Genomic DNA, 11,219 nt, shown 5'->3' on the forward strand with positions numbered 1-11,219 from the left:
ACGCCGCCCCAGGTCAGCAACCCACCCTAACGACCGCTCTGAAGGAGCGCCACATGCAAGAGGCTCGGCGTGTTTCTTAGGAGCGAATAGCCGGAGTTGCACTGGTTTCAGTGGTAGAGACAAAAGCCAAGCGGACAGCCTTCGCTCTTGAGTGCCGTAGGCACGACATATTCCAGACTGGCGCGGCATAGCCGCAACCAGAAGAGACTCAACCACGGATGAACACCGATGAACTCCGATAAACGAACCAAATAGCGCCACCGTTCTTGTGGCCGCTGGCATCTAGACTACTTGGAGCCTACGGCATGCCCTGCGCCGCGCTCGGCGAGCGCTGCGCTACTAATGTCTCTCCGGACGTTTGCGCTATCGCGCTAGCCGTCCGAGCGACGCGACCGGTGCAAGCGCCGGGGGGCGGATGCGCCACAAGGAGGTACATCCCGAGCAAGCGTTGGGGGTGGGCGGAAAGCAGGAACAGACACGTCTCCGCTTCGCTGCGCTTGTGTCAGTCCCTGTTTTCCGCCGTTGGCGCTCAAGAGAAGGAACTGTTCTGAGAGGGGATTGTTTAGAGGAATTCCAGCACGTCAATGTTGGCCCCACCTTTTCGACCACACCCTATACTGCCGTTCTGCTTGCGAAAGGGAGGCCACACCGGTAATGTGTTGCGCTATGACTTTAGAACGTGACAACCATTCGATACCAGCGAGCCGCACAGTACAATTTGAGTTTGTCTCCTCCCGCAGCCGCGTGGACACGGCGTCCTTTCAAAAGGCGTTCCGCGAGCCTCCGCTGCTTGAGAGTGGGGAAGATCTACCCCACCATATGGATCCGGCGCATGCCAAAGTTCTCGCCGACGCCCCGCGAGGAACCCGGCTTCTTGAAGTGGGCTGTTCGGAAGGCCGAAACCGGCCTTGGTTTGCCAAAGCGGGTTTTGTGTATTTCGGAACGGACATTTATCGGCCCGCAGATTCTGAACTCATGCGCGCTTGCGGCGGACCGCATTTCCTGTCCGACGCCCATTTCTTCCCGGTTGCCGATGAGCAGTTCGACATTGTGTACTGCGCGGCCGTGACCGAGCACCTGGCCTGCCCACACCTGGCTTTTCAGGAAATGAATCGCGTCCTCAAACCGGGGGGGTATTTCCTGGGTAACGTGGCATTTCTCGAACCCTGGCATGCGGACAGTTTCTTTCACATGTCGGCCAACGGGGTCATCGAGCTTCTCACGCTGAGTGGATTCCGCCCTGAGTACGTATGGCCGAGCCGTGGATATAGCGAGTTCGATGCCGCCGCATTGCTCGCTTTCCGAGGACCGTTTCGCGCATTCAAGTATGTGGCTCGGGGCCTTAACGCAGCCTATCGAATGCAATACAAACTACGCAGACTCGCGCGTTCTATGAAGGGAAAGTCCGAGGAGCGTTTCGTGGACGAATGGGCGCGTGTCGCCGGCGCCATCGACTGGATTGCCCGCAAGCCTTCGTAGCCAGAGTCCATGTTGAAGGCACTGGGATTGGGCGCCGGGTTCCTCGTCGCAAATGAATCCATCAACAACAGTTGCGCAATCCACGGCACGGTCGTATCATTGAATTGAGAGCGAATTGCTGCATTTGCATTACCCTGTTCAAAAGTTGATCGGTTTCAGAAGTTGACCGGCAACACCTGCGGGCCGCCGACGGCGGAAGGAAGAGGGGATTATGTTTCGTAAGAGCTGCATCCTGCTTCCCACGGATTTCTCCCCCTACGCACTCCATGCCATGAAATATGCCTTGGCCATGGCCAAGACCTATGAAGGTCGCGTGCACTTCCTGCACGTGATTGACGAGGCCCTGGTATCGGGAGGCCACGCGCACGGTTTGTGGTTGACCAAGGGCGATGCCGACGCCCTCGTTGAGTCCATGAAGGAACATGCGGAGAGCCGTCTAGCATTGCTCACTCAGACAGCCGAGCAAGAGGGGGTGAAAGGGGCAAGTTTCACAGTCGTCGGCAAGCCCCACGACGAGATCCTCAACCACGTGCGGGATCATGGAAGCAACCTCGTCGTCCTGGCGACTCACGGGCGCTCTGGTTTCGATCACATGGTTTTCGGGAGCGTCGCCGAAAAGGTTGTGCGCCAGTCTCCGGTCCCCGTGCTCTGCATCAAACACCCTGAGCATGAGTTTGTGAGCGATGAAGACCTGTCTCTCAACATCCAGCGCATTCTATTTCCAACCGACTTTTCCCCCTTCGCTGAAAAAGCGCTGCCGTTTGCGGTTTCGCTCTGCAGGGAGTTTCAGGCAAAGCTCGTACTCTTCCACGCCAATGAACTTTCTGTGGCGCTGCCGGAATTCATGCCGGATGCCGCGCTAACCATCGGCACTACAATGGAAGCGACTGCGCGCGACGCGCTGGATCGAATGAAAAACAGCATCGAAGGAGTGGAGGTGGAGATTGCCAGCGTGACCGGCGTGCCACACCGCGAGATTTGCCGTTTGGTGGAAAAACTGCCGTTGGATTTGATCGTCATGCCCACCCACGGCCGCTCAGGCATTGGGCATATCCTCTTCGGAAGCGTTGCGGAAAAAGTCGTCCGCCTCGCCCGGTGCCCGGTTTTCACCATTCGCCCCGAATGGGAAGGACCGGAACCCAGGGCAGACTAACGCGTGACGGACGAATCGCGCCCGCGTTCCCCTGAAAAACAGAATCCGCAGCCTGGTCTCTAGTTCGACCTATCTTGGCTGCGGTACAAGTCCAGCATTTCCGTGATATCGCCAGGCTTCAGCTTACCGGTCGCTACCACGCCGCCGTCCATATCATGGATCACAAAGCGGTTGCGGCCCTGTTCGATGGCCTGCCCCATGACCCTCTCCGCTAAATCCTCCAGGAGCTCCCGTTTCTGGGTTTGGTCCGCCTCCCGCCAGGAGGACGTTTCGGTGAGGGTCATGGTGTAGTGCCAGGCATCTGAAGTGCCCGTTTTGCGCTGGTGCATGGGCGTGCCCTCCCTAGAAGCCGGCTCAATGAGCCGATTCCGGTTGATTGGAGTGGTCCCTATCCCGGATTTCTGACGAACACACACAGACCCGTCTCGCAACCAGTGCGTTTGCGAAACGTGTAGCGAGAAATAGCGCAGCTCTCCGCAAACAGAGTGTGTTCGCGAGAAATCCTCATGACATAACCTCAAGGTCCAACACGTGACCAATTTGCGCAAGCGCAAATTGCCGGCTACCTGGGCCTGACCGAAGTATAACACAACCCTAACAGAAGGCACGAAAAAAAGCGGCGACGGGACCGGCCTGCATCCGAATGCCTCAGAGCGATCCGAAGCGCGAGAAGAAATCGGGGAAGGTTTTGGAGACGCAGCCAGGCTCGTTAATCACTACTCCGGGGATGCGTAGCCCGGCCATCGCAAAACTCATCGCCATACGATGATCATCATAGGTGTCGATGGCCGCGCCGCGAAGCGATTCGCCGGGCGTGATCGAGAGACCGTCCGCATGTTCTTCCACAATCGCCCCCAACTTGCGGAGTTCTGTCGCAGTAGCAGAAATGCGGTCCGTCTCTTTAATGCGAAGATTCGCGACATTGCGTATGTGGGTGGTGCCGTCCGCGAACAGCGAAGTGACTGCAAGCGTCTGCGCCATGTCCGGCATCGCATTGAGATCGATATCGATAGCCTTCAGGGCTTTGTCAGACCGAACTTCAATCCAATCCGGACCTTCATCAACCGCGCACCCCATTTGCTCAAGCACAAACGCAAATTGCGCATCGCCTTGATGCGAGCGGCTCGTCAGGTTCGTCACGCGCACGCGCCCTCCCGCAATGGCAGCAGCAGCCAGGAAATACGACGCCCCCGACGCATCCGCCTCTATGGCGTAGGTGCCGGGCCGGTATTCTTGTCCCGACTTCACGCGGAATTCCGAGTACGACTTATTCTCCGCGTGCACGCCCCGTTCTTTCATCATCGCCAGCGTGAGGTCGACATACGGCTTAGAGACAAGCTCCCCATCGATCCGAATGACGACATCCGTCGTCGCATATGGAGCCACGAGTAACAGTCCCGTCAAATACTGGCTGCTCGCCCCCCCGCGCACGTGGGTAGTCCCGCCAAACTGCCCCGTACCCTGCACGGTTATTGGAGGGCACGCGGTATCCGTGTCGGCATTGACGCCCCATGCGCGCAACGCGTCCACCAAATCCAGGATGGGACGCTCCCGCATACGCTCCGTGCCGTCCAAGGTTGCGCTCCCATTCAATGTCGCGCAGGCTGCGGCAAGGAAACGCACCGCAGTACCAGAATTCCCGAGGAAGAGGGGAGAGGCCGGTGGAGCAAACGGACGCCCGTCAACGCGCAATGCGCCAGACTCCCGCGTCACAGGAACCCCCAGACCCTGCAAACCGCCAATCATGTAATCGGTGTCGTCGCAATCCGCCGGTTCCAGGAGAACGGTCTGGCCGCGAGTCAATCCCGCCATCACCAATGCCCGTGCGGAACAACTCTTTGATCCAGGAATGGAGACCGTTGCGTCCAACGAAGTCTTGGGAGTAATTGCGATGCTTTTCATAATCTCAGAACCGTACTTCGACGCGATTACCACGGGATAATCCCAACTGGGTATGAGCATTGCCGCAGTTCACGGCAATCTCGAGATAGTCAGAACTTCCGAACAGTGCGACGGCCTGGCCGGTTTCAACGTCAGCGTAGGTCTCCGAGATGCCTGCAAGGCGTACATGGCCGGTTCGGATATCCGTGGCCTGTGCCATGCCCACATCTTCACGGAGAATGTTCGTGATGGCATTGCCGAATCGGTCAATGTGCATGACGACGCCCACAAGTCTGCCGCCGTCCTCTTTTCTCGCCCGCGGTACGTCCAGCATGGTCATGGTGGCCACGCGATCGCCCATGCTGCCGAGCGGATTGCCGGCGGCCAATGCGGCCGCAGCGGGCGCAAAGATGTCGCGCCCGTGGAACGTAGCCGAAATAGACTCCAACATAAACTCCCTGTTCGCGATCATGCGCGCCTCGGATATGGAATGCTTACGAGACAGCAAGGACAGCACGCCGTTGTCCGGTGCCACGCATTTGTGCCCCCCGACTTCCAGGGCGATTGGAAGCCGAGCGGTTCCCACGCCAGGGTCCACAACGACGCAATGAACGGTGCCCGGGGGGAAGTAGGACGCAGCTTCAGCCAAGAACAGTGCGCCTTCGAATACATCTTGCGGAGGTATTTCGTGAGACAAATCGACAATTGAAACGTCCGCACAACGCGACAAGATAACGCCTTTCATGGAAGCGACGTACGGATCCTTTGTACCGAAATCAGTCAGGAGCGTCACGATTGGCCGCATGCTACTCGCCGCCCGCCACGCGGACACAATTTCGTCCTGCCCCCTTGGCGGCATACAGGGCGCCATCGGCCGCAGCGATTATCTGCTCCATCGTTTGGCCATGTGTGGGCCATTCTGCCAACCCTTGACTGATCGTTACCCCGAGAGACTGGCCTTCATGGCTCAGGGGCATCGCGGCAATCGCAGTTCGCAACCGTTCCGCAATGTCTACGGCCTCGTCCAGAGGTGTATCGGGGTACATGAAGATGGCCTCGTCGCCGCCGTACAGTCCGGCGCGGTCGCGCGGACGCAGCAGTTCACGAATCGTCTGCCCCATAGTCTGAATCACCAGACTCCCCATGGGGTGCCCGTACGTGTCGTTCACTTTCTTGAGGCCATCAAGGTCCGTCATGGCCACGGTAAACCGCGCGCCGGGCTTTGCTTTGGCGATCTCATCAGCCAGTTGTGGCTTGAACGACTCAAGGGTCAACAGGCCAGTTAGCTGGTTGTAGTGAATCCGGCGGTGCACTTCCTCGTGAAACTTGGCGTCCAAGGGATCTTGAATCAGGAACTTCACGACCACGTCCCCAATCTGAATCTTGTCGCCGCTCTGGAGGCGCGCCTCCCGGACCTCTTCGTTGTTGACGCTGGTGCCATTCATGCTCTTCAGGTCGACCAAGTGAAAGTAGGAGTCGGCTTCCGCCGTAACAAAGCGTATTCGAGCGTGCTGGCGCGAGACCGACGGCAAGTTAATCGAGACTTCCGCGTCAACGGATCTCCCGATGGTGATTTCTGGGGAATCAATGACGAATTCACGCCCGATCTGCCACCCGGACAGCACGATGAGACTGACCCGTTTGTGTTGGCTGTGCATGGCGCGCAGTTGCGCCAATTCCTCGGGCAAAATGAGTTTGGTCGTGTCGCCACGTTTTTTGTCAGGATCTGTCATCTATCTAGGCCTTGCTTCCCGGACATTTTCGCGTATGATAGCAGCACCTTTGGACGTGCGCAATTGGCCCCGGGCACCATGGAGTAGAGCTTCCCCGTTATGCAATTTGTAAAAATCGCTAAAGTTACCGATTTCGACGAGATTCGTTTCAAAAAGTTCAAATTATTGGCACGCAATGTTGCCGTCTTCAAAGACCCCGATGGTACATTCTTCGCAACGGAGATTAGCTGCAAACACCAGAATTGGGACCTGACGACGGGTGCGTTCGAAGGCGATATCGTCACCTGTCCGCGCCATCACTGGGTCTACAACATACGTACGGGCGACTGCCTCACACATGATTCCACGCGGCTCCGCCGCTACGGACTGAAGGTGGAGGGAAACGACATCTTCATCACGCTTACGCCCATCGAGGAATGACCGTGCGCGGGTTTCGTGTGCGTCGTAGCGTGAGGTCTGCACTTCCAAGAAACGTTCTCATCAAGACTACACTTGGACCTCGCTTTGGTATGTCATGCTGAGCGGAGCGAAGCATCTGGCATCAGAAAGATCCATTCCGAAGCCAGATCCTTCGCTTCGCTCAGGATGACAATTACTCGGAGAACGCATCAATCGTCATGCTGAGCGGGGGACCGCGCCAGCGCGGGTTTTGATGAAAGACAGAACGAGCAGGGTGACGACCATTGCTCGTCATCGGACAGCGTGTGCTCTCATCCATTACTCACACCGCCTCTTGCTCCTGCGCGCCGCACGGCGCAAGAGCACAACAGCCTGGCGCGGCATAGCCGAAACCAAAGTGACTCAACCACCGATTCACACCGATGAACTCCGATGAATGAATCCAATCAGCGGCACGGCTCCCTTGTCCGCCAGCATCTGCATAACTTGCAGCCTGCGGCATACACCACGCCGCGCTCGGCGATCGCGGCGCTACCGGGGCCGCGCACTACATGGAATTGTTCTTAAGCCAGATCCTTCGCTTCGCTCAGGATGACAATTACTCGGAGATCGCATCGATTGTCATGCCGAGCGGAGCGAAGCATCTGGCATCAGGAAGATGCGTTCTTGAGCCAGATGCCTCGTCCGCCTTGGGCGGACTCGGGATGACAGTCTGGCCACCAAGCAACCAGGATTTCTTCTCACCGAGTTTCTTCTCCAGCAGGCACAATGCGCATTTGGCATTGCGCTAAGAGACTCAGTAGAAGAGCCGCACAATCACCAACTCCACTTCTACGATTAAGTGCGCCAAGAAGGGCAACATCATGTTTCGCCGCTGCGCGGCCCATCGTGTCAACAAAAGGGATATCGCCACCATACCGGCCATCTCCAGCCAGTGTTTCTGCAAGTGGAACAGGCCCTCCGATACCGGCACAATCAGCCACCCAAACCGCGCAAAGCGCTCCTGAAATGGGCGCAACAGGAAATACCGGTGCAGGAACTCCCATCCAGGCAACCACGATGCGATCCAAGCCAACTGAAACAGGACAATCTTCCAGCGCAATTCGATGGGTTGCTCCGCTGCTCCTGGATACCAAGCCTTCAGGCTAGGTATCAACGGCACCAGCAGGACCGCTAGCAGACATACACCTGCCAAGCCCAGCAGCAGGTAGGTGTCCCTGCGCTTCCATCTCTTGAACCCCAGGTAACCCCAATCCATGGTGGGTATGCTGAGAAGGAACGGAATCACCAACCACGGTAGAGCCTTGTTCATCTCAAACCCATTGAATGGCGATGGGAACGGCTGCCAAATCAGTGAGTTCCACCGAAACGGCCAGCGAACGCCTTGATCGATGAGCGTGCACGAAATCAGGGCAAAGGCCACATAAAGTGCGGCGAATATCGGGGAGAGAGGAACACGAAATACTCGACTATTTCTATTCATTTCCTCAACCGTTGATTCTTGTGTTTGCTATTCCGGCCTTCACTACGTGTTTCTCCGGGGATGATGGCAGAATGCACGAGCAAATCCAATGTGTGAGTCAAGAACAATGCTGCAACGCATGTATTGACTGCACAATTCGGTGAGCCTATGATTTCTTTGTCTTTGTCGCGCGTTCGGCCAACAAAGACGATTTCCCTGAAGTGCGCCCCGTTATGGTTCGAGTCGACATGATGATCGCTGCGTGAGCGTCCAGGGCAGTATCGGACACACTACCGGCGGTGCAGCAACCAGCACTTTTTGTTAGCAGGACTACCCCTATATGAGTGTCCGTTTCTCGCGCCTTTTCTCGACAGGACTATTGCTTGGTTGCGGCTATTGGGTTCTCGAGTCAGCCATCCACGCCTATGTCTTCGAAGATGGGACATTTCGCCAGACTTTTTTCTGCGAGAACGACGCCAATGAAGCCTGGATGCGGCTGCTTGTCACTTTCCTGCTGGCCGGTTTCGGATACGTGTCGGACAGAGTTGTCCGTGCAGAGCGTTCACAAAAAGAACGCGCCCTTAAGCTAAGCAAATTGTTGAACTATATCGTTCAGTTGAGTTCTCAAGTGGGCGAAACGCTTCACGCAGATCCTGCTTCTCCCCCAGCGAATCCAACCTTTCGAATTGAGAAGAGTCTCTTGGACGAGAGCGAAATCGGTAAGATTGCCCACGCCATGCAGGGGCTCTCCAAGTACGTCGGCATGAGAATCGAAGGTCTACAAGCGCTGCTGCAGCTCACGCACGAAATCAATAAGGGATTGCTTGTAGATGAAGTCCTGGAAAAACTGTACGAGTCGTTCCGGACAGTGATCCCTTACGACCGCATTGGCGTAGCTCTGCTCGAACAAAATGGCGAGGTCTTGACCAGTCGCTGGGTAAGGTCAGATTACGAGCAAACACAGGTCTCGCTGGGTTACTCGGCTCAAGTACGGGGAAGCAGTCTTCAGCGCATCATCGAGACGGGGGAGCCAAGAATCATCAACGATCTGGCGGAGTATCTCGATAGCCACCCTGATTCCAAGTCTACCAGCCTCCTGGTCGCCGAAGGAATCCGCTCAAGCCTGACATGTCCGTTGGTTGCGGCCGGAAGACCCATCGGAGTCATCTTCTTTTCCAGCCGGCAAACGAAGACGTATGAGAATCAGCATTCCGAAATCTTCAAGCTCATTGCGGGGCAACTCTCTGTGGTCATAGAAAAGAGCCACGCCTACGAACAATTGTTCAAAGAAAAAGAGACTTCAGACTCTCTGCTGCTCAATGTTATGCCTGCGAGAATTATCAATCGCATCAAGGCAGGTCAGATCAATCCAGTCGAGGAACTGCACAACGTTGGCATCCTTTTTGCCGACATTGTCAGCTTCACAAGTATTGCCCGTGAGTATCCGTCGGAGATCGTGGCCCAATTCCTGCGAGATGTGTTCTCACGTTTTGATGATTTGTGTGAGATTTACGGGGTCGAGAAGATCAAGACGATTGGTGACGCCTATATGGTTTGCTCAAGCATTCCCGATATCAAGACCCCCGTTATCTGTAATCTGGCCGAGTTCGCGCAAGCTCTGGTTGGCGCCGCAAATCAGCTCAGCTATCCCGACGGCAGGCCTCTCGAGATAAGAATTGGCATGCATGCGGGTCCAGTTGTAGCAGGGGTGATCGGACAGAAGAAATTCGCCTATGACGTTTGGGGAGATACCGTGAATCTTGCTCAACGACTTGAATCAACGGGCCAACCCGGACGGGTTCACGTTTCAGAGAGCATATGCCGTTTGCTTTCGGGCAGTTTTGATTTTGAGCCTAGAGGCGAAATCGAACTGAAAGGACAGGGGAAAATATTCACATACTATATGAAACCGAAGCCAATACGGGGCCAAATCCTGGATTCACTCAAAGAGCAATAGTTGGCCGATCCGGAAACTCTACCCGAACTGGAACGTGAACGTCTTATCACCTTCTAATCTTCTTGCCTTGCGCGCTGCACGAAAACGGACACAACTCGCTGACGCTGCATTCTGAACACTTGGGCGCGCGGGCAGAACATACTGCCCTCCCGTGAAAGACAAGATAGTGCGAGAACATCGTCCAATTCTCGTTCGGCACAACTTTCATAAGGTCCTGCTCAATCTTGGCGGGATCGGCGTGTTTGGTTAACCCCAATCGTTGGCTGAGCCGTGTGCAATGCGTGTCGACGATGATCCCTTGCGTATTGAAGCATTCTCCAAGGATCACATTGGCCGTCTTGCGGCCTACACCGTCCAGTTGAAGCAATTCCTCCATTGTCCCCGGAACCTTGCCGCCAAAACGTTCGATGATTGTTCGGCACGCGCTGCGGATACTCTTCGCCTTCTGCCGGTAGAAACCGCAGGAATGGATGGCCTTCTCCAATTCCCCTTCCGGAGCGCTTGCATAGTCCTGCGGGCATCGATACTTCTTGAATAGGTCCTTTGTAACAATGTTCACGCGCTCGTCCGTACATTGGGCGGCAAGTATCGTCGAGATCATGAGTTGAAGCGGATCAACAAAATCGAGCGAACACTGCGCGTCGGGATAGTCCTTTTCCAGCCGCTTGAATATCTCGACCGCGCGTTCACGATTCGCGGTCAGGGTCTGCTTAATCGCCTTTGCCATGCCCAACTCCCGACTTATCCACTGCACCACGCCAAAAGCGCATCCGAATCCATGCAGTTCAACACATGCTCCGGTCCAAGCCAGCCCTTGCGAGCAATGCCCACGCCGTAATCCACGTCGTCGATGCCATCCACCCCGTGCGCATCGGGACCGATCGAGAACATTACCCCTCGATCGCGGCCGCGCCGTATGTGACGCCAATCGACGTCCAAACGGTTTGGATTGGCGTTGATCTCAAGCGCCACACGATTGGCCACGCACGCATCCATCACTTTCTCGTAATTGAGCGAGTACCCTTCGCGCATCAGCAACAAGCGCCCCGTCGGATGCCCGAGTATGCGGCAATAGGGATTCTCGATCGCTCTAATCACCCGCTCGGTCGCTTCGGCCTCGCTCATGCTGAGCTTGCTATGAACCGACGCGATGAC

11 protein-coding genes are annotated in these 11,219 nt (G+C 56.1%); 4 read left to right on the forward strand and 7 right to left on the reverse strand.

Features of this window, described 5'->3' with window-relative positions; all coding sequences use genetic code 11:
- The first annotated feature begins 819 nt into the window (after window positions 1-819).
- Complete coding sequence (locus tag K1Y02_21700) at window positions 820-1,479, forward strand: class I SAM-dependent methyltransferase (GenBank protein ID MBX7258992.1); 660 nt, start codon at window positions 820-822, stop codon at window positions 1,477-1,479.
- A 211-nt stretch (window positions 1,480-1,690) separates the two neighbouring features.
- The gene (locus K1Y02_21705) at window positions 1,691-2,632 is read left to right on the forward strand and encodes a universal stress protein (protein MBX7258993.1); all 942 of its coding nucleotides are present in this window, start codon (window positions 1,691-1,693) and stop codon (window positions 2,630-2,632) included.
- Between the two features lie 59 nt (window positions 2,633-2,691).
- Here the strand turns inward: K1Y02_21705 and K1Y02_21710 are convergent, their stop codons facing one another.
- From K1Y02_21710 to K1Y02_21725, 4 genes are all read right to left on the reverse strand, one after another.
- Window positions 2,692-2,961 carry a hypothetical protein gene (locus tag K1Y02_21710; protein MBX7258994.1) on the reverse strand — a complete coding sequence of 90 codons (270 nt, stop codon included), beginning with the start codon at window positions 2,959-2,961 and terminating at the stop codon, window positions 2,692-2,694.
- 319 nt (window positions 2,962-3,280) lie between these two features.
- Window positions 3,281-4,534 (reverse strand): 3-phosphoshikimate 1-carboxyvinyltransferase, encoded by a 1,254-nt coding sequence (gene aroA / locus K1Y02_21715; protein MBX7258995.1) that lies wholly within the window; start codon window positions 4,532-4,534, stop codon window positions 3,281-3,283.
- A gap of 4 nt (window positions 4,535-4,538) precedes the next feature.
- Complete coding sequence (locus tag K1Y02_21720) at window positions 4,539-5,318, reverse strand: SAM-dependent chlorinase/fluorinase (protein MBX7258996.1); 780 nt, start codon at window positions 5,316-5,318, stop codon at window positions 4,539-4,541.
- Window position 5,319: 1 nt separating this feature from the next.
- Window positions 5,320-6,246, reverse strand: a complete 927-nt coding sequence (locus K1Y02_21725; GenBank protein MBX7258997.1) for a GGDEF domain-containing protein — start codon at window positions 6,244-6,246, stop codon at window positions 5,320-5,322.
- A gap of 99 nt (window positions 6,247-6,345) precedes the next feature.
- Between K1Y02_21725 and K1Y02_21730 the strand changes: the two genes are divergently transcribed.
- On the forward strand, window positions 6,346-6,666 hold the full coding sequence (locus tag K1Y02_21730; GenBank protein ID MBX7258998.1) for a Rieske (2Fe-2S) protein: 321 nt from the start codon (window positions 6,346-6,348) through the stop codon (window positions 6,664-6,666).
- Window positions 6,667-7,441: 775 nt separating this feature from the next.
- Here K1Y02_21730 and K1Y02_21735 read toward each other — a convergent pair.
- Window positions 7,442-8,128, reverse strand: coding sequence for a hypothetical protein (locus K1Y02_21735; GenBank protein ID MBX7258999.1), 687 nt, complete (start codon window positions 8,126-8,128; stop codon window positions 7,442-7,444).
- Between the two features lie 358 nt (window positions 8,129-8,486).
- Here K1Y02_21735 and K1Y02_21740 point away from each other — a divergent pair, with 358 nt between their 5' ends.
- Window positions 8,487-10,064, forward strand: a complete 1,578-nt coding sequence (locus tag K1Y02_21740; GenBank protein MBX7259000.1) for a GAF domain-containing protein — start codon at window positions 8,487-8,489, stop codon at window positions 10,062-10,064.
- A 46-nt stretch (window positions 10,065-10,110) separates the two neighbouring features.
- Here the strand turns inward: K1Y02_21740 and nth are convergent, their stop codons facing one another.
- Complete coding sequence (gene nth / locus K1Y02_21745) at window positions 10,111-10,791, reverse strand: endonuclease III (GenBank protein MBX7259001.1); 681 nt, start codon at window positions 10,789-10,791, stop codon at window positions 10,111-10,113.
- Window positions 10,792-10,805: 14 nt separating this feature from the next.
- Window positions 10,806-11,219, reverse strand: a 414-nt coding sequence (locus tag K1Y02_21750; GenBank protein MBX7259002.1) for a DNA polymerase/3'-5' exonuclease PolX, incomplete at its 5' end; no start/stop codon positions are given.

Source organism: Candidatus Hydrogenedentota bacterium, from assembly GCA_019695095.1.
Taxonomy (GTDB): domain Bacteria; phylum Hydrogenedentota; class Hydrogenedentia; order Hydrogenedentales; family SLHB01; genus JAIBAQ01.

Excerpts from the sequence above, each read along its gene's own strand:
- K1Y02_21730 (MBX7258998.1), top strand. The coding sequence starts at position 6,346 with ATGCAATTTGTAAAAATCGCTAAAGTTACCGATTTCGACGAGATTCGT.
- K1Y02_21725 (MBX7258997.1), bottom strand. The coding sequence starts at position 6,246 with ATGACAGATCCTGACAAAAAACGTGGCGACACGACCAAACTCATTTTG.
- nth (MBX7259001.1), bottom strand. The coding sequence starts at position 10,791 with ATGGCAAAGGCGATTAAGCAGACCCTGACCGCGAATCGTGAACGCGCG.
- K1Y02_21710 (MBX7258994.1), bottom strand. The coding sequence starts at position 2,961 with ATGCACCAGCGCAAAACGGGCACTTCAGATGCCTGGCACTACACCATG.
- K1Y02_21720 (MBX7258996.1), bottom strand. The coding sequence starts at position 5,318 with ATGCGGCCAATCGTGACGCTCCTGACTGATTTCGGTACAAAGGATCCG.
- aroA (MBX7258995.1), bottom strand. The coding sequence starts at position 4,534 with ATGAAAAGCATCGCAATTACTCCCAAGACTTCGTTGGACGCAACGGTC.
- K1Y02_21700 (MBX7258992.1), top strand. The coding sequence starts at position 820 with ATGGATCCGGCGCATGCCAAAGTTCTCGCCGACGCCCCGCGAGGAACC.
- K1Y02_21735 (MBX7258999.1), bottom strand. The coding sequence starts at position 8,128 with ATGAATAGAAATAGTCGAGTATTTCGTGTTCCTCTCTCCCCGATATTC.
- K1Y02_21705 (MBX7258993.1), top strand. The coding sequence starts at position 1,691 with ATGTTTCGTAAGAGCTGCATCCTGCTTCCCACGGATTTCTCCCCCTAC.